We start from the raw sequence: 20611 nt of genomic DNA, 5'->3' as shown, positions 1-20611 counted from the left end.
ACTTTAATGATGACTACAAGAGGTGTATTTAACACCTGCCCTATTGTTTTTTGTGTTGGGCAGGCTAATCCATGTTTGGGTTACCGCGTTGCGAAATAGACCGTTGTTCCTTTTGAATAGTGAAATTGGTTAAAACAGCACGTCTAAATGAACGTTTATTAGAAGGCTGCTAATTCGATGATTGCTAGTGAAAAAACACTTAACCCTTGCTTTGAGGCTCTAGGCCATCTTTCAAGAAGTTAAACCAGTTTTCTCCCAAGACTTGCCCAGCTTCAGACTCGCTGAAACCATGGCGCATCAATCCGTTATAGATGTTTTCCATACCCGCACTACCACAGAACCAAGGCAGCGCATCTGGCCAACCTGAGTTGTTTGCAGAGCCTTCGCCATAGTCCATTGCTTTAGACCAACGACCATTTCGCATCCACTCAAGAACGGCTTGAGGTTGGTTTAAGCATAGGTCACTACCAATACCTAGGTGTTCTACGCCAACCATGTCAGCAGTCGTTGCAACCATTTGGCAGAAATCTTCCAACGTACATTGGCTGCCGTTTGGTAGGTGGAATGGGTATAAGCTGAATCCGATTAAGCCACCGCGTGCGGTTAGGGCTTTAATCACATCGTTTGATTTGTTTCGTAATGCATCATGAGCAAACGTAGGGTTCGCGTGGCTGATACAAATAGGACGAGAAGACAGGTCAATCGCCTCAAGTGTTGAACGCTCAGCACTGTGAGACATATCGATGATCATGCCCACTCGGTTCATCTCTTCGATGGCCTGTTTACCAAAGCGCGTGATGCCTGTGTCGTTCTGCTCATAACAACCCGTCGCCAGTAAGCTTTGGTTGTTGTAAGTAAGCTGCATGATCAAAAGACCCTGCTGACGCATCACTTCGATAAGACCAATCTCATCATCGATTGGCGAACAGTTTTGAGCACCTAGAAAAATGCCGACTTTGCCTGTCGCTTTTGCAGTTTCAACATCAGCCATTGAATGAATCGGCATGATAATGTCTGCATTTTGCTCGAATCTTAGGTTCCACTCAGCAAAGCGAGATAAGGTTTCACGAGCTGTCTCATGGTAAACCGCGGTAGCGTGAACTGCTGTAATGCCGCTCGCCTTTAGTGTTTGGAAATATTCTCTGTTCCAATTGCAGTATTGCAATCCATCTATAACAATCCGTTGCTGGTACATAACCACTCCTATTGAAAGCTCAGTGTTCTAGCTCGGTTTTGAAAACACGCTCAAATAACATGTTTTCAAAAATGGGTTAAATCACTTACTGGGTGCTCAGTCTTTGAAATCTACATTGATTGAGCGTAATTGGGTTTGGATGTTGGCCTGACTCTATGAATCAGGCCAATTCAATAGCTGGATAGCTAGAGACTTAATATCTTCAGCTATCCAATTCTTATATAGAAAGCTGCTTAGTAAGGACGCTGGTAAGCTGTCTTCACTACTGTGTAGAACTCTTTCGCGTATTGACCTTGCTCACGAGGACCGAAGCTAGACTCTTTACGACCACCAAACGGTACGTGGTAATCGGTGCCTGCTGTTGGTAGGTTCACCATCACACAACCTGTTTGCGCTTGTTGCTTGAACATTGCGCTAGTACGTAGGCTTTGAGTAATAATGCCGCCCGTTAGACCAAAGCGAGTATCGTTTGTTGTCGCGATAGCTTCTTCTAGGTCAGCCACACGAATTACGCTTGCCATTGGTGCAAATACTTCTTCTTGGTTCACTTCCCAATCGTTCTTAGTGTTTAAGAACAGCGTTGGAGACATGTAAAAGCCTTCGTGTTTCATGCTTAGGCGTTCGCCACCGAATGCTAGCTCACCGCCGCTTTGACGTGCTTTCTCAACCCAACCTAGGTTCGCTTCAAGTTGGTTGCCGTCAACAACAGGGCCCATGAACACGCCGTCTTCTAGTGCGTGACCCACTTTCAGCTCGCTCATACGCTTGATCAGTGCTTCAACGTATTGGTCGTGAATGCCATCCATAACCACTAGACGAGAAGATGCTGTACATTTTTGACCTGCGCCAGAGAATGAACCTGCAATCGTTGCATCAACGGCTGTTTGGATATCAGCATCATCAGCAACCACAAGTGCGTTCTTGCTGCCCATTTCTAGTTGGCAACGAACGAAGTTTGGCGCTGTAGCAGCGGCAACCTTACGACCCGTATCAACAGAACCGGTAAAGCTCACACCGTTCACTTCTTTAGAGTTGATCAGTGCATCACCTACTTTTGAACCACTACCCAGTACAAGGTTAAACGTACCTGCAGGCATACCTTGACGGTGGATGATTTCAGTTAGTGCAACCGCACTTGCTGGTGTTAGGTTTGCTGGTTTCCAGATAACGCTGTTACCGAAAGCAAGCGCTGGAGCGATTTTCCAAGCAGCAGTCGCTGTCGGGAAGTTCCAAGGAGAGATGATGCCGATAACACCCACCGCTTCACGAGTCACTTCTACAGAAACACCTGGGCGTACTGATTCTGCGTTGTCGCCAATTTGACGAAGCACTTCAGCCGCAAAGTACTGGAAGAACTGACCTGCGCGGTAAATTTCGCCACGACCTTCAGCAAAAGGCTTACCTTCTTCACGAGAAAGCAACGTACCTAGCTCATCACAACGTGCAATCAGCTCGTCACCAATCGCTTGAAGTACAGCTTGCTTACGTTCAATCGGCGTTTTTTCCCACTCTGGTTGAGCGTGCTTCGCCGCTGAAATCGCCTGTTGAACTTGGTCAGCACTTGCTTGTGCGAAGTTACCGATGTTTTCAGAAATATCTGATGGGTTAATGTTCGCAACGGTGCTTACACCCGCTTGCCATTCGCCGCCAATGTAAAGTGCGTTTTCTGCTTGAACATTCTGTAATTGAGTCATCATTCTGTCCTTGTAACGGTTAGGTTGCGTTTGAGCCTGGCAACCATCTGATTAATGAATAAAACGTTAATTTATATAAGAAATAACGTTTAAATCTTGTATCTAAAACTGAACCAAGACGCTTGTATCAATAAAGATCTTTACAGACAAATAGCTTTAATCCGCAAATTGCCTCAGTTCACAGTATCTTTATTCAGGTTGAGAGGCTGATGCGTAAACCACGAACTCAACCAACATTTCTTCTCTTGCTAACCCTGCAACGACGACCGCAGCACGGTTTGGATAAGGTGCATTGAAGTATTCTCCGTATACGCTGTTAACCGTTTTTAGATATTCACGGTCTGTCACGTAAATCAGAACTTGCAGCACTGAATCCATAGATTCGCCTGCACACTCCAACGTATGAACAAGGTTGTTAAAAGTCTGACGCGTTTGCGCTTCGATACCGCCTTCTACTACTGCGCCAGTTTCATCAATTGGAATCTGCGCTGTGTATAGAGTGCCGTTATTAACGATTGCCCACTCTAGTGGTGCTTTTGAAGCGAAAAGCTCGGTTTTTACTGGGTGTTTTTTAGTTTGTGCGTTCACGATTCCATCCAACTTTGTAACAACTATGTTTCAAGATGGTTAAATACTGCACCTTGACGGCTGATAAATCTAACGGTAAATTTTGTGCATTTGATAAATAAAATCTATCACCTTTAAAAAAGTAAGGTATAGCAAGGCCTAGAGAAGGATTCCTGTCATGAGTATTAAGCTACAACAGTTAAAACATTTTGTTTTAGTGGTCGAAGAAGGCGGATTTAGAGCGGCATCTCACCGAGCAAATCGCTCGCAAGCGGCACTTTCAACATCGATAAAAGAGCTAGAAAAAATTCTCGGCCAACCACTGTTTGAAACGGGCAACAAATCGACGCTGACACCTTTTGGCGAAATATGTTTACCGAAAATCATTCAATTCTTAAATGTTTACAAGGCATTAGATAACGACCTCCGTGCTGCAGCAGCTGGCCAACAAGGGCGAGTTCGAATAGCGAGCGTGCCTTCAGTGGCCGCAAAACTAATCCCTAGTGTTTTAGGGGCTTTTTGCGAAAAGTACCCCAATGTTGAGGTCAGCTTAATTGACGATAATGCGGCAGGTGTGGAAGCGAGATTACTCTCTGGAGAGGTGGATGTTGCCCTCGGAAATAGCTCCCATTTAGAAGAAGAGAGCATCGACTTCACGCCTTTACTTTCCGATCCTATTGGTGTGGTCTGCCTCAAAGACAACCCTATCGCCTCTCAACGAGAGGGAATAGAATGGCAAACTTTGTTAAAACAACCCTTCATTCGCAACGGGACTTGTACCCTACTTGACCCAACACCTGCACGAATGCTCAGCGAACAAGCTTTGTATTCAGTCGAGAACATTACTTCGTTGTTTTCGGTGTTAGAGCTTGGGATAGGCGTGACCACGCTGCCTAAACTGGCTTTTCCAACCAATGAAACCCGCTTGGTGTGGATTCCGTTGATTGACCCACCTTTACAGCGTCAAATCGGTATTTTCAGATTGTCTGATCGTACGATCTCGCCACAAGCGCAGGCTTTTCATGACTTATGTATTCAATATTTAAGTTATGAGGACTAATAGAGGGGCATGATTGAGTTTGTTTGCTTAAAAAGCGGTTGTTAGAGCAACACATCAAGAAATTCCAGCTCGAATCTCCAGACTTTGGCCTTTCTATCTTGGGCTTAGTGCCCTAACCTTCAGATTTTTGCCCTATCTTCAGCTCCTTACATCCATGTGAGGAGCTGAATTTCTTCCGTCATATTCATCTTAAAGGCCTATTTTTCCGTTTCTAATCGCCAGAAAGACGTTAAGAATGAAGTCGTGACAAACTATTTTGAAAAATAATCACTTCTAGATAGAGAATGGCGTACAAATAAATAACTCAATGCACGACGGCTTTCATCGCTAACTAAACTTGCTTTATCCACTTGTAGAATCACACTCAACAATCAACTTATAAATGACGCTAAGTGTTTGAATATACGTAATTGATAAGATCGTAACTTGCCCAATTGGTAGCTAAAACTCTTTCACAAAAACGCCCATTTTCGCTAAAAATAAAGCATTAAAAATTCTCATGAATAAAGTTATTCAACTATTACTTTCATAAATGAAAAACATTCATTTCAAAAATGGAATTATTGATGTCGCTTTTTGTCGTTTTGATCACATAATTTTAGGCGTAGTTTATATTTTGTCGAAACGATAGCGAATTAGTTTTTATCGTTTAATTTCGTCAGGAGATATAAAGCCAGAAAGATTATTTCTTTGTTAACAAGTAAAGGTTTATTAACAAGTCAAATTGCTATTAACAAGTAAGTGCTAGTAACAAAACATATTCAAACTGTGTTTTATATTGACTTACACTGTTAAATATAGGGTTTTATTATGAGGCTTAATGGGATAAGTAGTGACATCATTGTTGCTGCTAAAAGAGTTATTCTCTGCCAAATAGTATTAGCCGTCGGTGTAGTTTTATATGAAGTGTTTTTTGGTAATAAAGTAGATATGGAGTCTTCAGCTTTGGGTGTCGTAATCGCGATGTTACCACCGCTGTTTGGTTTTATATATGCAAGCCTAAAGGTGCACAAGAATCCCAATTATAGTTTACGTGACTTAATGCAAATGAGTCGTGTCGTGAAAATAACCTATACGTTCTTAATGTTTATCTTGGCATTCCAGTTTTTTAAATTGGATAACCCAGTAATATTATACGCATACATTTTTACAATGATTGGGTACTTCTTAACACCATTTATTACTGCCTCTACAAGATCGGAGTACGTGTAGTATGGATCAAGTCACTACCGCTCACGAATACATAGAGCATCACTTAACCTTCTTAACTACAGGTGATGGTTTCTGGGCGTTCAACATTGACTCAATGTTGGTATCTTGGATTACGGGTTTATTGTTTATTGGAGCTTTTCGATATGTAGTGACCAAGGGCACTAGCGGTGTTCCAGGTCGTTTTCAATGTTTTATCGAGCTTATCTTTGATTTCGTTAACAACCTAGTCAAAGAGATTTTTCAAGCGGAGGATAAATTAATAGGGCCACTGGCATTAACCACTTTTGTTTGGGTGTTGTTAATGAATGCAGTCGACCTATTACCAATTGATTTAATACCAGGGTTAACTCGTGTAATGGGTTTAGAACACTTTAGAGATCTACCGACAGCGGATGTAAATATCCCAATATCGATGGCACTCGGTGTGTTTATTCTACTGTTAACTTATACGTTAAAAAATAAAGGTTTGAAAGGCTTTATCAAAGAGCTCACTACTCAGCCATTTGATAACCCTCTTTTATATCCTGTTAACTTCGTTCTTGAATTAATAACATTAATTTCAAAGCCAATATCACTAGGCTTACGATTATTCGGAAATATGTATGCAGGCGAGATGATATTCATCCTTATCGCACTAATGCCTTGGTGGATGCAATGGGCACTCAGTGTTCCATGGGCCTTATTCCACATATTAATCGTATTCTTGCAAGCATTTATATTTATGGTACTGACCGTTGTTTATTTAGCAATGGCAACAGAAGAACACCATTAATTAATAACTAAAAATTAACTAACAAATTATTTATCGGAGATACAAATGGATATCGTAAGCGCAGTTTTATATGTAGCAGGTGCATTACTGATCGGTTTAGGTGCAGCGGGTGCAGCATCTGGTATTGGTAACTTAGCAGGTAAATACCTTGAAGGTGTTGCTCGTCAACCAGACCTTACTCCAATGCTTCGTACTCAATTCTTCATCATGATGGGCCTTGTGGATGCTGTACCGATGATCGGTGTTGGTATCGGTCTATACATCATCTTTGCCGTTGCTTAATTAAAAGCTTTGAAAAGATCGATTTGTAAATAATCAAGATTTAGTGAGGAAGGTATGAATTTAAATGCCAGCATGTTTGGTCAAGCAATCTCATTCGTGATTTTTGTTTGGCTATGCATGAAATATGTATGGCCCCCTCTCACCGCGATGTTAGACGAGCGCCAAAAAGAAATCGCTGATGGTTTACGCCACTCAGAGAATGCAGCGAAAGAGCTAGAGCTAGCAAAATCAAATGGCGCACAACTCGTCGCAGATGCGAAAAAAAATGTGACCGAACTGATTGAGCAAGGCAAAAAACGCCGCAACGAAATCATCACCCTAGCTCACCAAGAAGGTGAGCAAGAAAAAGCACGCATCTTAGAGCAAGGTAGAGCTGAGCTAGAAGGCGAACGTCAAAAGTTACGCCGTGAACTTCAGGCGGATATGGCAGACGCTGTTATTCAAAGTGCACAGAAATTGATCAGCAAAAACCTAGATTCTGAAACGAACCGAGCGTTAGTTGATCAAATGATAAGCGAACTCTAAACGGAGGCAATATGTCAGATTACACCAATATTGCTCATCCCTACGCTAAAGCATCGTTCGACTTTGCTTTAGGTGAAAACAAGTTACAAGAGTGGCACTCAATGCTGTCCATTCTTGTGACGGTAGCGGAAGAAGAAACGATCGCTAAACAGATTTCATCAGCAGAAGGTGTTCATACACAGCAATCTGAAGAACTGGTCAATCTCATCATTCACGTTTGCCAAGGACTCGTTGATGACCACGTCATTAATCTCATTAAAGTCTTGGCTGAGAATGGCCGTCTTGCAGTGATCAGAGACTTGTTTAACTTGTTCAGCGACCTAAAGGACGAACATGAACGTGTAATCCCTGTCACTGTCACCAGTTCAGAATTGCTTACACAAGATCAAGTTACATCACTCACTGCTGCACTTGAGAAGAAATTAGAACGTCAGGTTGAAATGGAACAGGTTATTGATGACTCGCTGGTTGGCGGGATCGTAATCAAGGCGGGCGAAACCGTCATCGATGGTTCTTTGAACACATCAATTAACCGATTAGCCCATCAACTTCACGCGAGATAGGTAACAATTATGCAATTAAATTCAAATGAAATCAGCGATCTAATCAAAGATCGCATCTCGAAATTTAATGTGAGCACCGAAGCTCGCAACGAAGGCACTATAGTCTCGGTTCGTGACGGCATCATTACCATTAACGGCCTTGCGGATGTCATGCAGGGTGAGATGATCGAGCTTCCAGGTGGCAAATACGCTCTTGCTCTTAACCTTGACACGCACTCAGTCGGTGCCGTGGTTATGGGTCCCTACACTGACCTCTCTGAAGGTATGAAAGTCAAAGGGACAGGTCGTATCTTGGAAGTACCAGTAGGTAACGGACTTCTTGGCCGTGTAGTGAACACACTAGGTGAGCCAATCGATGGCAAAGGCCCAGTGAGTTGTGACCGACTAGACCCTGTAGAAGTAATTGCTCCCGGCGTAATCGAGCGTAAGTCCGTCGATCAGCCAATTCAAACTGGTTATAAAGCCGTTGATACCATGGTGCCTATCGGTCGTGGTCAACGTGAACTTATCATCGGTGACCGTCAGACGGGTAAAACAGCGTTAGCTATCGATGCGATCATCAATCAGAAAGATTCTGGTATCAAATGTGTGTACGTGGCTATCGGCCAGAAAGCCTCTACTATCGCAAACGTTGTTCGTAAACTCGAAGACCACGATGCGCTTAAAAATACCATCGTTGTTGTAGCATCAGCATCAGAATCAGCCGCGCTTCAATACCTAGCACCTTATGCGGGTTGCACCATGGGCGAATACTTCCGTGACCGTGGTGAAGATGCACTGATCATCTATGATGACCTATCAAAACAAGCCGTCGCTTACCGTCAAATCTCATTGCTACTGAAACGCCCACCGGGTCGTGAAGCCTTCCCTGGCGACGTATTCTACCTCCACTCTCGTCTACTAGAACGTGCTGCAAGAGTGAATGCGGAATACGTAGAGAAGTTCACGAACGGTGAAGTGAAAGGCCAAACAGGCTCACTGACAGCGCTTCCTATCATTGAAACTCAAGCGGGTGACGTATCTGCGTTTGTACCAACCAACGTAATCTCAATTACTGATGGTCAGGTTTTCCTACAAACCCAACTGTTCAACTCAGGCCTACGTCCTGCTGTTGACCCTGGTATCTCGGTATCTCGTGTGGGTGGCGCGGCGCAGTGCAAGATCATCAAGAAACTGTCTGGTGGTATCCGTACATCATTAGCTCAATACCGCGAATTAGCCGCATTTGCTCAGTTCTCTTCTGACTTAGATGACATGACGCGTAAGCAGCTTGACCATGGTGAGCGTGTAACCGAATTGATGAAGCAAAAGCAATACTCTCCGATGTCTGTCGCTGAGCAAGCAACGGTTATCTACGCAGCAGAAAAAGGCTATTTGGCTGACGTAGAGTTGAACAAAATTGCACGTTTTGAAGAAGAATTGATTGCTTACGCGAAAGGTCAAAACCCAGAGTTGTTCGACACCATCAACGCTAATGGTGACTACAACGATGAAATTGATGGCGCTCTTGCAAAGCTTCTCGGTGACTTTGTAGCGTTGAAAGCTTGGTAAACGCTCCGGTTTGTTGGCTGGAAATCAAAACAAATTAGGAGCAGATAATGGCAAATACTAAAGAAATTCGCACCAAGATAGGCAGTGTTAGTAACACTCAGAAAATCACCAGTGCAATGGAGATGGTTGCGGCAAGTAAGATGCGTAAGGTTCAAGACAATATGACGCTAACACGTCCATATGCAGAGAACATGCGCAAAGTTATCTCTCATGTCGCATCAGGGTCGCTCGAATACCAGCATCCCTACCTTCAACAGCGTGAACCAAAACGCGTTGCTTACATCATTATTTCGTCCGACCGGGGCTTATGTGGTGGCTTGAACTCGAACTTGTTCAAGAAAGTGTTAGAAGAAATGGAGCAATGGCGCACCAAGGGAGTCGAGGTAGAAACAACCTTAGTGGGATCTAAGGCTATCTCGTTCTTCCAACGCAGCGGCAATGTTATCGCGCAAACGTCAGGCCTTGGTGACGCGCCTAAATTAGAAGACATTTTAGGTACGGTTAACGCGATGCTAGGGCATTACGACGACGAAAAAATCGACAGCTTGTATCTCGTTTATAACCAGTTCATCAACACCATGGTTCAAGAACCAACGACCTTGCAGTTGCTGCCCCACCCTTCAGATTCTGAAGCCGATGGAGGCGCGAAAAAAGCACGTCGTTGGGACTACATCTATGAACAAGCACCAAGAGACATCCTCTCTGAGCTGTTACATCGATACATTGAATCGCAAGTGTATCAAGGCATCGTAGAGAGCATTGCCTGTGAGCAGGCAGCCCGAATGGTGGCCATGAAAGCGGCGACCGATAACGCAGGCCAACTCATCGATGATTTGCAGTTGGTATACAACAAAGCGCGACAGGCTGCCATTACCCAAGAACTGAGTGAAATAGTCTCAGGTGCTCAAGCTGTCTAAGGGCAGAAAAGAGTGGGTTAAGAATAGAATTTGAGGATTTAGAGATGAGTGTTGGAAAAATAGTTAAAGTTATCGGCGCGGTGGTAGACGTCGAGTTCAGCGGCGGCAACAGCCCACGCGTTTATGATGCATTGAAAGTGACGAGCGAAGAAGCAAGCTCTCTCGTATTGGAAGTTCAGCAACAACTGGGTGGCAGTATCGTTCGTTGTATTGCAATGGGTACGTCAGATGGCTTGCGCCGAGGCCTAACTGTTGAAAACACCGGTTCTCCAATCACTGTTCCTGTGGGCGAAGAAACCTTAGGCCGTATCATGAACGTTCTTGGCCAGCCTATCGATGAATGCGGTGAAATCGGTCAAAAAGAAAGCTACGAAATTCACCGTGAAGCACCCTCTTATGAAGAACAAGCAAACAGCACTGAACTTCTTGAGACCGGCGTTAAGGTTATCGACCTTATCTGTCCGTTCGCTAAGGGCGGTAAAATTGGTCTGTTCGGTGGTGCTGGCGTAGGTAAGACTGTCAACATGATGGAGCTTATCAACAACATCGCAAAAGCCCACTCAGGTCTATCTGTATTTACCGGTGTTGGTGAGCGTACTCGTGAAGGTAACGACTTCTACTACGAGATGAAAGAAGCGGGTGTACTAGACAAAGTAGCCATGGTTTACGGCCAAATGAACGAGCCACCGGGAAACCGTCTACGTGTTGCACTTACAGGCCTGACTATGGCTGAGCGCTTCCGAGATGAAGGTCGTGACGTACTGCTGTTCATTGATAACATCTACCGTTATACACTTGCGGGAACAGAAGTATCAGCACTGTTAGGCCGTATGCCTTCAGCAGTAGGTTACCAACCAACACTCGCTGAAGAGATGGGTGTGCTTCAAGAGCGTATCACCTCGACTAGACAAGGCTCTATCACGTCTATCCAAGCGGTATACGTACCTGCGGATGACTTGACTGACCCATCACCAGCAACAACCTTTGCTCACTTAGATGCGACCGTTGTACTGTCTCGTAATATCGCGGCATTGGGCCTATACCCTGCAATCGACCCATTGGATTCAACCTCTCGCCAATTAGACCCACTTGTGGTTGGCCAAGAGCACTACGACATTGCACAAAAAGTCCAAACAACGCTGCAACGCTACAAAGAGCTAAAAGACATCATCGCGATTCTTGGTATGGATGAGCTGTCTACTGAAGACAAACAGACCGTATCTCGCGCTCGTAAGATTGAACGTTTCTTAACTCAGCCTTACCACGTAGCCGAAGTGTTTACTGGTCAGAAAGGTGTATTTGTACCGCTAAGCGAAACACTAAGAGGCTTTAAAGGCCTGTTAGGCGGCGAATATGACGATATCCCAGAGCAGGCATTCTTGTACTGTGGTTCTATCGACGAAGTGCTTAACAAAGCAAAATCACTCTAAGAGGCAGGTACACCATGGCTATCGGAATTACAGATAATACATTTCAACTTAATATTGTAAGTGCGGAAGGTACGCTGTTTTCAGGTCCAGCGTATGCCCTAGCCGTTTCTGGCGCTGATGGTGAGCTGGGGATCCGCCCCGGTCACTCCCCGCTTCTCAGTAAGATCAAGCCGGGCGTCACAGTGTTTGTCACAGATCCTAAATCAGAGGGGCAAGTGCTTTATGTCTCTGGCGGGATGTTGGAAGTTCAACCGGATGTGGTAACGGTGTTAGCCGATACTGCCTTGCACGGTCAAGATATTGACCGCGCTCGCGCAGAAGAAGCGAAATATGCAGCTCTAGAAAATATCAATAAGGGCAATGTAGACATCAACTTTGCACAAGCTCAGCTTGAACTAGCAAAAGCCGTTGCTCAACTTCGTGCATCAGAACTGACGTCTTCTCGCACTCGACACTGAGAATAGAACTTAGACGTTTGACGTTTGATGCTTGGTGCTTGATGCTTGATGTGTAAATAGTCTACCCACTTAAAAACAGTTTAAGTGGGTAGACTACATCAGGAACTCTTCTCTCCCCTCCAACTTCCCCCTCCCTTTCAACCGTCCCTAATACATCCTTTTTCACCAGCGCTTACACCATTATTTCTCAGCAAAACGCGCTTGGTGCGGATCAAGTTCATGACCAAGAGGTTGTGTGAGTGAATGATAAAGCTCTGGCTTACGACCACGAATCCAACGTCTGCCCGTACACATATCTAACTCTTCTGCTTTTAGCTCTGCAATCACCATATCGTTATCAACACTATCGGTCTCAGCAATGATTTCACCGTAAGGGCTCAAGATCATCGCGTTGCCTGTCCTCACTTCGTCCATATCAACACCTACACCATTACTGAACACCACAAAGAGGCCGTTATCGTGCGCTCTTGCAGGCAGCCAACGCATTAGCCACTCGCGGCCATTCTTGCCCTGCATTTCTGCACGAATCGCATCTGGGTTTTCATCTCGGTTAAACCATAACTCAGGGTCAATTCGCTTCATCGCGTTCGGGCTTCGTGAATGACAACCGCCCGTTTGGTGTGGCGCAATCAATATATCGGCGCCTTTCAAAACAGTGATCCTGACGTTCTCAACCAAGTTGTTATCCCAACAAATCAAGATACCGACTTTGCAACCATGAGGCGTATCAAACACTGTGTATTGGTCGCCACTGCTCATATGTGGGCTAACGAAGGTGTGCAGTTTACGGTGCTTTTGTACCTCACCATTGGGCATGGCGAATACGTAGGTGTTGTATAATTCGCCATCGATGCCCTGCTCTATCAAGCCCGCGCCAACACTGATTCCAAACTGTGTTGCCAGTGCAATCAGCTTTTGAGTCGATTCACCACCCGGTACAGGTTCCGCTAACGCTTCAATCTCATCTCGCGACAAAGCAGACACATGCCAGTAGCCAGTGATGCACATCTCCGGGAAACTGACGATCTGCACGTCACTGTCCGCAGCCTTTTGAACGTATTGCTCTATAACCGATAAGTTATACGCCTTATCACCTGCGTGGTGGTTAAATTGAACCGACGCTACTTTGATGTCTTTCTTCATGGTTCGTCCTCAAACTTCGCTTTATCTGATTGGTATGAACCTAGTATAAAAAATCAATTCAATTCCATATAATGAAAGATATTCTCAATTCAATGAGTATTTGGAATGGAATTTGATCTCCTGAAGGCATTTTGTCAGCTCGCTAAATCGGGCAATTACCGTTTGGCATCAGAGCAGCTCTACATCACTCAATCGGCACTCACTAAAAAGATTCAACGACTTGAATCCAATATTGGGGCGTCTCTGTTTTCTCGTGGCAGGAATGGCGCAGAGCTCACGCACGCAGGAAAAACGTTACTGGCAGAAGCCCAACGTTTGGTTCATTCAATGCAAGCGTTTGAGCAGCTGTCAGGCTCGGTGGTAAAAGGGACTCAGGGACATTTGAACATTGCCTTTGGCGTGTCTACTTATCATGAAGCACCCAAGCTTATTGCGGCTTATAAACAACAATACTCAGACGTTCATATCACGTTAAATGACACACCTTCCAAGCAGCAGACAGATGAGTTATTGAGCCATGACCTCGATATCAGCTTCAATCGGATACCAGAATCATCGGATTTAGAAAGCCTAACACTGTTCAATGATTCGCTTGTGGTCGCGATACACCAAGATCTTCTCAAGCAAGCGCCAAACAAAAATCTCGTCGTCTCTGAGTTATCGAAATGGCCTTATCTAAAGCTCGCCCAACATCGCGGTCCCGGATTAGACAGACAGATTCAACAATATTGTCTTGCCAATAAAATCGACTTATCAAAGACGCAAGAAGCCGATGATATCCTCACCCTGCTTGCCTTGGTTTCTGCCAATATCGGCTTCACCATTGTTCCTAGCAGTGCGCAGTTCATTAGCAATACCGATGTGGAATTCATTACTTTAGAAGGTGAATACGCCACTTGGCCTGTCGGATTGATCTGGAATGGAGAGAGTGAAAACCCACTTAGAGATAAGTTTGTAGAGTTTGTGGCTCATCAAAAATAAAATTAGGTCAGGACCTAATTTACACCTACAAAAAAGGCTCACTAAATAGTGAGTCTTTTGATATCTGTTTAACGTAAAACCTGGGTATAACGGTGCTTACGTTTCAAAGTAATAACTTAGAAGAACTCAATCGAATTACGGCCGCTTTTGTCGTCACGTGTTGGCTTCGGCGTATCCGCTTTCTTTTTCGGTTTGTTTTCTTTCTTCTTCTCTTTTTTCTCTTTCTTTGGTTCAGCCGTTGCGCTTAGCATTTCTGCTTTGCTTTTCTTAGATTCTTTCTTCTTAGAATCCTTTTTAGACTGACCTTTCTTCGCCTTGTTATCTTTTTTAGGCGCTTCTTTCTTTTTCGGCTTTTCTGATTCTTCTTGTACTGGCTGATCGCACACCACTACATAGTACTCTTGGTTGAATTCAAAGAAGTCGCCATCGTACATTTTACGACGTTTACGAGTTTCTAATTCACCATTTACCGCTACGTAGCCTTCAGAGATGATGTGTTTAGCTTCTCCGCCACCACTCACTAGGTTAGCAATTTTAAACACTTTGTAGAGCTCGATTGGCTGTGATGAAACATCAATACCAATTGCTTCAATTTCAATCTCTTCGCCTTCTTCGCCCAGCTCTTGGCCTTCGTAATCAGCGTCTTCGTAATGTTCTTGGTCCATGGTGACCTCTACCTAAATATGTACTTCTGAAATATTGGGCGCAGTGTAATCTTAAAACAACAAAATGACCATGTTGAATTATGGTTCAAGCATCGAGTTCACTGGATTAAAGCTATCTTTAGCGCCATAAAACAAAAGAAGAGAACTAACATCATTAGCTCTCTTCTTATTTAAACCATAGCTTAGTTACCGCTTGTTAGGACGCTAAACCATAGATAGTTAAACCATGGCTAGTTGAACCATAGATAGCTCACCCTAGTGCGTTAAAAGAACCACTTCACGCCGACTTCTGCTTTTAGCTCGTAGTCACCTTCTAGCGTAACGCCCGTTGGCAGAGTCACATCTGCAGATGCGTATTGGAGCTTCGTCATTAGCCACTGAGTTCGGTCTTCCTTAATAGGAGCATTCATCATGATGTTGAAAGACGTCGACTCAAGTTCAACTGTGTCGCCAGAAACGTTCATGTATTCAGGCCATGCTTGAACAAACGCGCCAGAATCTCCCATTGGGATAGTAGCAAACAGGTTTAGCATGTAGCCGTCTGCCGTTTCACCAAACACTTCACCAATGGTGTAGTTTACGTTTGGAAACAGCATTGCACCGCCGGTATAAGCAGGGTTAATCAAGCCAATAGCACCGACAGACATCAAGGTATTGTCATCCAAACCCAGTGCCGAGTTCTTAGTGTGGATGAAGTCCGCCATGAAGCCAACACGTGGCATCAATGAACTATCAATTGCTGACACTTGGAAATATTGAGCTCGGCTACCAAGGTAGTCAACGCCCATTGAATCTTTGCCCGGCTTAGCATCTGAGTCGCCAAAGTTGCCTTCGATAAAGCCACCGAACTGAGTCGTTTCAGACCATGACCCAGTTAGCATTGAAGACAAACGGATATCAGCGTCAGAAGTAACAAAAAAAGCAGCTTGTGTATAAACGCGAGTTAGATCCGATGGATCAATCACTTGGCTTTCTTCTTCATTCGCCAAAGCAGTACCAGACATTGCAGCTAACATTGAAGCGGTCAATAATAGTTTTTTCATGTGTAAACCTTATTCTCATTGGAGCCATAGCCGCTTCCGTACTCACATGGCTCAGATTTAAAAACGGGTCAGAGAAATACTCCCTGCCTCCCTCAATTATTAGACGGTAAAAACAATCTTTAAAATTCATAACGAGGGGTAAAAACCATCAATAAAGCAGCAACACACCTTTGCCGTCACTTTATTGAGGCTATGAGTTACTGTTGTTTCGTTTTAAGCTTTTCACGGAGTGTTTGGAAAATGGCATAGAAGCCCGGAGTCATCATCGAACCGACCACCAACACCATCAACATGCCACCCAGCAATGCCAATCCAGTCGTGTTCTGAGAGATAGCCCCTGCACCATTGGCAAACACCAAAGGCAAGATGCCAAGGATGAATGACCATGACGTCATGTTTACGGCTCTAAAACGCATCTTGCCGCCTTGGATAGCTGCCTCTTCGATACTTAAACCTTGAGTCTCACGCTTCAGCTTTGAGAATTCGACCATCAAAATCGCGTTCTTAGCTGCTAGGGAAATCAATAGAATCAAGCCAATTTGACCGTAGATAGACAAGGCCTGCCCACCCGCTAATAACGCCGCGAAAGTACCCACAGCAGCGGTTGGAGCCACAATAATGATCGCAGCAGGCAGAGCCCATGATTCGTACTGAGCTACAAGGAATAAGTAGATGAATACCAGAGCTAAAACCAGAGCGATTTGAGCCGTGTTCCCCGCCAACTTCTCTTGATAAGCCATGTTCGTCCACTCATAGGTGTAACCCTGAGTGAGAACTTCCTCGGCGATACGCTCCATTGCGTCAATCGCCTCACCAGATGAGTAACCTGGAGCTGGATTTAGCTGTAAACGTGCCGCAGGTAACATGTTGTAGCTTGTAACTAGGTCAGGTTCTAATGTCGGTTCGATCGTTGCGACAGCAGACAGCGGAACTTGTTCGCCAAGCGCCGACGGGACATGTATGCGTAGCACATCAGATAGATCATTTCGTTGTTCCCCTTTAGCTTGAACAAAAACTCGGTAGCTTCTTCCGTTTAGGGCAAAGTCATTAACATATGAAGACGCCAGATGTGTCGCCATCGCATCGTTAATTGCACTGAGTGGTACGCCTAACTGACGCGCTTTCTCGCGATCAATTTCGACGTTGTAATGTGGAACATTGGCACGATAAGTCGTCATCGCATTAGTGATTTCTGGCGCTTGATTAGCCGCTGCCATCATCGCGTAAGTCACTTGCGCGAGTTCTTGAGCAGTGCGGCCAGACGTGTCTTGCACCATAAACTCAAGTGCATCACCGATACCAATACCTGGAATAGGTGGTAGACCCATAGCGATGCTCATCGACTTATCAATGCCATACAATTGCATGTTGATGCGCTGGGCAACCGCAGCTTGTGTATGGTCGCCATCCATTGCAAGACGCTCATCCCAGTCTTTCAAATTAACAAACATGGTCGCTGAGTTAGCGGCAACACCACCGGTCAGAGCATTGAAGCCAATTGCACCTGCGAAATCTTCAATTGCTGGGTCTTGGTTTAATACCGCTTCAGCTTGACGAATCAAGTCATGAGTACGCTCTTTCGATGCGTTATCAGGCAAGAACATCGCGAGCGCCAACACGCCTTTGTCTTCAGCTGGAACAAATGCCGTCGGTAGCTTGTCATTCATCGCCACCATGGCAGCAATAGCCACTGCGAACGAAACCAAAAGCACTGCTGATTTGCGCACCAATAAAGAGACTGCTTTGCCATACGCGTTTGTTACTTTGTCGAACATTGCATTGAATGCCACAAACCACTTAGCAGGCTTAGGGTTACGCTTCATAACCATTGCACATAATGCAGGTGACAGCGTGAGTGCATTGATAGCGGATAGCACCAAAGCAATACAGATGGTGATAGAGAACTGAGCAAACATCAGCCCCGTGATGCCTGGAAGCAATGCCACAGGAATAAACACCGCAAGCATGACTAATGTCGATGCGACAATCGGGCCGGTGACTTCTTTCATAGCTCGATTGGTGGCTTCTTTGGCATCAATGGTTTGGTTTTCATTGAGAATGCGTTCTACGTTCTCAACCACCAAAATGGCATTGTCCACCACGATACCAATCGCCAGAATCAAGCCAAATAAGGTAACGGTATTGATACTAAAGCCACCCAATTGCATGAAAGCAAAAGTACCAATCAAAGACACAGGAATCGCAATCACAGGTGCAAGTGTTGTTCTGACATTACCCAAGAACAGGTAAGTCACCGCAATCACAAGCCCGACAGCAACAATTAAGGTTTCGACGATGCTGCGAATAGACGCTTCAACCGATAAGGTGGTGTCGTATGGGATCGCGTAAGTCATACCGGCTGGCATGATGCTTTCAATGTCTTTCAGTACCGATTTAACCGCAGCGCCTGTTTCCAAAGCGTTGGCATCTGGGTTAGCCTGCATTGCGACTAGAGCAGCATCTCCGCCATTGTAGGTTGCGTAGGCATCATAGAATTGGCTACCAATCTCTACGTTTGATACATCTTTCAGGTAGATTTGATTGCCGTCTGCTAAGGTTTTTACAATAATTTGTTCAAACTCTTCTGCACTCGACAGTCGACCTTGAGTGATCAAGTTAAACTGCAATGCGGCATTTTCACGACTTGGACCTTGGCCAATTCGCCCTGCTGGCACTACTGCATTTTGTTCACGAATCGCGTTCTTCACATCAAATGTTGTCACACCCAGTGACGCCATGCGGTCCATATCGAGCCACACGCGCATACCATAGGTCGCACCAATCAAATCGCTGCTTGCTAAGCCAGAGATACGAGCGATACGCTCCATGAAGTTTGCTTCGACCCAGCTGTTAAGCTCTAGCTCTGACATCGATTGATCTTCAGAGTAGAAAGCAATCGCGAGCAAGTCATCCGGCGCGGCTTTACGAATACGCACACCACGAGCACGAACTTCAAACGGCAGCATGTTTTCAGCAACGGCGACGCGGTTAGATACGTTAACCATCGCCATATCCGCATCAACGCTGTTATCAAAGGTAATGTTTAAGAAGTAACGGCCATCGTTGGTTGAACGCGACTGCATGTAAACCATGCCATCTACACCGTTCACTTCCTCTTCAATTGGATTACCAATCACCTCTTTTACGGTTTCAGCACTGGCACCCGGCATGAACGCGACGACACGAACTTGCGGAGGCGTCACGCTTGGGTACTCTGAAATCGGCATGGTTTTAATCGCAATCAAACCAATCAAGGTCAGGAAGATCGAGATAACAAACGCAAATTTCGGTCGGTCGATAAAAAATTTACTGATCATAATCTATTACTCCGCAACTGAAACAGGAGCACCAGGACGAATACGTTGCAGTCCGCCAACAATCACTGGTTCACCGGCGTCCAAGCCATTTGCGACGAAAACATCTTGTCCAATTCGATCACCTACAACGACATCACGACGTACCGCGTTGCCTTCTTCGATGGTAAGTACATATTGAGCGAGCTGATCTTGATGGATCGCTTTATGAGGAATTTGCACGCCGCTTAACGGTTCTGCACTCGTTAGACCAACACGAACAAATTGATTTGGCAGCAGACCCGCTTCGCTGTTATCAAAAGAGGCAGAAATCGTCACCGTACCGCTGGCTGCATTCACTTTGTTATCAACAAAAGCGATGTTGCCTTGGTAGTCCGTCAATTGACCATCACGCTCAAGCAATACTGATGTTGCTTGCTTACCTTGAAGCTGATATTGACTCAGTTCGCTTTCTTTAATCGAGAAAGTGGCATCGATCGGATCCATCTTGATCAGGTCAATCAATGGGCCAAAGTTAGGGCCTACCATGTCACCGATAGAGAAGTTACTTTTCCCTAACTGACCTGAATACGGTGCTTTAACTTGGGTTTGGTCTAAGTTGTCTTGCTGAACTCTTACGTTTGCTCGCGCAGATACCACTCGAGATCTCGCCATCTCTAGCTCCGCAATACTCAAATCAAGCTGCGACTGTGAAATACCGCCCGACTTCAACATCTGAGTGGTTCTTTCATGGTTTAGCTGAGTCAAGCTCATTGCCGATTGCGCTTCAGATAAGGTTGCTTTTGCCGCATCAAATGCCGCTTGGTATGACGTTGGGTCAATTTCAAAAAGCACAGCGCCCGCTTCGACAAAGGCACCGTCATCAAAGAGTTTATTTAACAAGAAACCACTGGTTCTTGGTGTCAGTTGAGCAGACTCAACCGCCTCCATTCTTCCTACATGGTATTGGATTGGCGAATGCGCCATTTCCTCGGCAAGTACCACCGTTACAGGTGTACTAGGCACTGGAGCAGCGGTTTGCTCCGTAGGTTGTGAATTACCACCACAGCCTGCAAGTAAGATACTTGCGGTTAATAACGTTATTGTTTTTTTCATCGTGTGTTCTCTACAAATACGTCGATACATTGAGTGACCGCATCCTTGATTCAATCTGAGCTTCAACCTCAGGTGCCATCACATTTGATCTATTTTCTATTCGGCGTTGACGCCATGATTTCGAGCGAGCGCTTTAACCAGCTT

Annotated in this window: 19 protein-coding genes; 11 read left to right on the top strand and 8 right to left on the bottom strand. The window is 45.0% G+C overall.

The window, feature by feature from the left end; all coding sequences use genetic code 11:
• Positions 1-199 precede the first annotated feature (199 nt).
• From MED222_RS20130 to MED222_RS20140, 3 genes are all read right to left on the bottom strand, one after another.
• Entirely contained in the window at positions 200-1195 is a 996-nt protein-coding gene (locus MED222_RS20130) for a membrane dipeptidase (RefSeq protein WP_004730415.1), read from the bottom strand.
• A 233-nt stretch (positions 1196-1428) separates the two neighbouring features.
• A complete protein-coding gene (locus tag MED222_RS20135; protein ID WP_004730413.1) occupies positions 1429-2889 on the bottom strand; it encodes an aldehyde dehydrogenase family protein in 1461 nt (486 codons plus the stop codon).
• A 189-nt stretch (positions 2890-3078) separates the two neighbouring features.
• Complete coding sequence (locus tag MED222_RS20140; protein WP_004730412.1) at positions 3079-3477, bottom strand: RidA family protein; 399 nt, start codon at positions 3475-3477, stop codon at positions 3079-3081.
• 157 nt (positions 3478-3634) lie between these two features.
• Between MED222_RS20140 and MED222_RS20145 the strand changes: the two genes are divergently transcribed.
• The 10 genes from MED222_RS20145 to MED222_RS20190 all read left to right on the top strand — a co-directional run bounded on the left by MED222_RS20145 (position 3635) and on the right by MED222_RS20190 (position 12226).
• A complete protein-coding gene (locus MED222_RS20145) occupies positions 3635-4516 on the top strand; it encodes a LysR family transcriptional regulator (RefSeq protein WP_009844936.1) in 882 nt (293 codons plus the stop codon).
• A gap of 810 nt (positions 4517-5326) precedes the next feature.
• Positions 5327-5728, top strand: coding sequence for a hypothetical protein (locus tag MED222_RS20150; protein WP_009844935.1), 402 nt, complete (start codon positions 5327-5329; stop codon positions 5726-5728).
• A 1-nt stretch (position 5729) separates the two neighbouring features.
• Positions 5730-6500: a F0F1 ATP synthase subunit A gene (gene atpB / locus MED222_RS20155; RefSeq protein ID WP_009844934.1), complete on the top strand. Its 771-nt coding sequence runs from the start codon at positions 5730-5732 to the stop codon at positions 6498-6500.
• Positions 6501-6545: 45 nt separating this feature from the next.
• Complete coding sequence (gene atpE / locus MED222_RS20160) at positions 6546-6782, top strand: F0F1 ATP synthase subunit C (RefSeq protein ID WP_004730405.1); 237 nt, start codon at positions 6546-6548, stop codon at positions 6780-6782.
• 54 nt (positions 6783-6836) lie between these two features.
• The gene (locus MED222_RS20165; RefSeq protein WP_004730401.1) at positions 6837-7307 is read left to right on the top strand and encodes a F0F1 ATP synthase subunit B; all 471 of its coding nucleotides are present in this window, start codon (positions 6837-6839) and stop codon (positions 7305-7307) included.
• 11 nt (positions 7308-7318) lie between these two features.
• Positions 7319-7870 (top strand): F0F1 ATP synthase subunit delta, encoded by a 552-nt coding sequence (locus MED222_RS20170; RefSeq protein ID WP_009844933.1) that lies wholly within the window; start codon positions 7319-7321, stop codon positions 7868-7870.
• A 9-nt stretch (positions 7871-7879) separates the two neighbouring features.
• A complete protein-coding gene (gene atpA / locus MED222_RS20175; RefSeq protein ID WP_009844932.1) occupies positions 7880-9421 on the top strand; it encodes a F0F1 ATP synthase subunit alpha in 1542 nt (513 codons plus the stop codon).
• A 47-nt stretch (positions 9422-9468) separates the two neighbouring features.
• Entirely contained in the window at positions 9469-10338 is an 870-nt protein-coding gene (gene atpG / locus MED222_RS20180) for a F0F1 ATP synthase subunit gamma (RefSeq protein WP_009844931.1), read from the top strand.
• A 44-nt stretch (positions 10339-10382) separates the two neighbouring features.
• A complete protein-coding gene (gene atpD / locus MED222_RS20185) occupies positions 10383-11768 on the top strand; it encodes a F0F1 ATP synthase subunit beta (protein WP_004730394.1) in 1386 nt (461 codons plus the stop codon).
• A 14-nt stretch (positions 11769-11782) separates the two neighbouring features.
• Entirely contained in the window at positions 11783-12226 is a 444-nt protein-coding gene (locus MED222_RS20190) for a F0F1 ATP synthase subunit epsilon (protein ID WP_004730391.1), read from the top strand.
• Positions 12227-12406: 180 nt separating this feature from the next.
• On the opposite strand, the gene MED222_RS20195 is transcribed toward MED222_RS20190, so the two are convergent.
• Complete coding sequence (locus MED222_RS20195; RefSeq protein ID WP_009844930.1) at positions 12407-13369, bottom strand: nitrilase family protein; 963 nt, start codon at positions 13367-13369, stop codon at positions 12407-12409.
• A gap of 105 nt (positions 13370-13474) precedes the next feature.
• On the opposite strand from MED222_RS20195, the gene MED222_RS20200 reads away from it, so the two are divergent.
• Positions 13475-14350, top strand: a complete 876-nt coding sequence (locus MED222_RS20200; protein ID WP_009844929.1) for a LysR family transcriptional regulator — start codon at positions 13475-13477, stop codon at positions 14348-14350.
• 116 nt (positions 14351-14466) lie between these two features.
• Here the strand turns inward: MED222_RS20200 and MED222_RS20205 are convergent, their stop codons facing one another.
• The 4 genes from MED222_RS20205 to MED222_RS20220 form a co-directional block, all read right to left on the bottom strand.
• Positions 14467-15015 (bottom strand): RNA-binding S4 domain-containing protein, encoded by a 549-nt coding sequence (locus tag MED222_RS20205; RefSeq protein WP_009844928.1) that lies wholly within the window; start codon positions 15013-15015, stop codon positions 14467-14469.
• Positions 15016-15278: 263 nt separating this feature from the next.
• Positions 15279-16058 (bottom strand): hypothetical protein, encoded by a 780-nt coding sequence (locus tag MED222_RS20210; protein ID WP_009844927.1) that lies wholly within the window; start codon positions 16056-16058, stop codon positions 15279-15281.
• 197 nt (positions 16059-16255) lie between these two features.
• Positions 16256-19375 (bottom strand): efflux RND transporter permease subunit, encoded by a 3120-nt coding sequence (locus MED222_RS20215; protein WP_009844926.1) that lies wholly within the window; start codon positions 19373-19375, stop codon positions 16256-16258.
• Positions 19376-19381: 6 nt separating this feature from the next.
• Positions 19382-20467 carry an efflux RND transporter periplasmic adaptor subunit gene (locus MED222_RS20220; protein WP_009844925.1) on the bottom strand — a complete coding sequence of 362 codons (1086 nt, stop codon included), beginning with the start codon at positions 20465-20467 and terminating at the stop codon, positions 19382-19384.
• Positions 20468-20611: the final 144 nt, after the last annotated feature.

It is taken from the genome of Vibrio sp. MED222 (genome assembly GCF_000153005.1).
Classification (GTDB): Bacteria; Pseudomonadota; Gammaproteobacteria; order Enterobacterales; family Vibrionaceae; genus Vibrio; species Vibrio tasmaniensis_A.
Note: the sequence above shows the minus strand (reverse complement) of the source record. Positions and strands in the feature narration are given on the sequence as shown.

Coding starts and splice junctions, on each gene's coding strand:
- MED222_RS20145 (WP_009844936.1), top strand. CDS start 3,635: ATGAGTATTAAGCTACAACAGTTAAAACATTTTGTTTTAGTGGTCGAA.
- MED222_RS20200 (WP_009844929.1), top strand. CDS start 13,475: ATGGAATTTGATCTCCTGAAGGCATTTTGTCAGCTCGCTAAATCGGGC.
- MED222_RS20170 (WP_009844933.1), top strand. CDS start 7,319: ATGTCAGATTACACCAATATTGCTCATCCCTACGCTAAAGCATCGTTC.
- atpG (WP_009844931.1), top strand. CDS start 9,469: ATGGCAAATACTAAAGAAATTCGCACCAAGATAGGCAGTGTTAGTAAC.
- MED222_RS20165 (WP_004730401.1), top strand. CDS start 6,837: ATGAATTTAAATGCCAGCATGTTTGGTCAAGCAATCTCATTCGTGATT.
- atpB (WP_009844934.1), top strand. CDS start 5,730: ATGGATCAAGTCACTACCGCTCACGAATACATAGAGCATCACTTAACC.
- MED222_RS20205 (WP_009844928.1), bottom strand. CDS start 15,015: ATGGACCAAGAACATTACGAAGACGCTGATTACGAAGGCCAAGAGCTG.
- MED222_RS20195 (WP_009844930.1), bottom strand. CDS start 13,369: ATGAAGAAAGACATCAAAGTAGCGTCGGTTCAATTTAACCACCACGCA.
- MED222_RS20130 (WP_004730415.1), bottom strand. CDS start 1,195: ATGTACCAGCAACGGATTGTTATAGATGGATTGCAATACTGCAATTGG.
- atpD (WP_004730394.1), top strand. CDS start 10,383: ATGAGTGTTGGAAAAATAGTTAAAGTTATCGGCGCGGTGGTAGACGTC.
- MED222_RS20215 (WP_009844926.1), bottom strand. CDS start 19,375: ATGATCAGTAAATTTTTTATCGACCGACCGAAATTTGCGTTTGTTATC.
- MED222_RS20210 (WP_009844927.1), bottom strand. CDS start 16,058: ATGAAAAAACTATTATTGACCGCTTCAATGTTAGCTGCAATGTCTGGT.
- atpE (WP_004730405.1), top strand. CDS start 6,546: ATGGATATCGTAAGCGCAGTTTTATATGTAGCAGGTGCATTACTGATC.
- MED222_RS20135 (WP_004730413.1), bottom strand. CDS start 2,889: ATGACTCAATTACAGAATGTTCAAGCAGAAAACGCACTTTACATTGGC.
- MED222_RS20150 (WP_009844935.1), top strand. CDS start 5,327: ATGAGGCTTAATGGGATAAGTAGTGACATCATTGTTGCTGCTAAAAGA.
- MED222_RS20190 (WP_004730391.1), top strand. CDS start 11,783: ATGGCTATCGGAATTACAGATAATACATTTCAACTTAATATTGTAAGT.
- MED222_RS20220 (WP_009844925.1), bottom strand. CDS start 20,467: ATGAAAAAAACAATAACGTTATTAACCGCAAGTATCTTACTTGCAGGC.
- atpA (WP_009844932.1), top strand. CDS start 7,880: ATGCAATTAAATTCAAATGAAATCAGCGATCTAATCAAAGATCGCATC.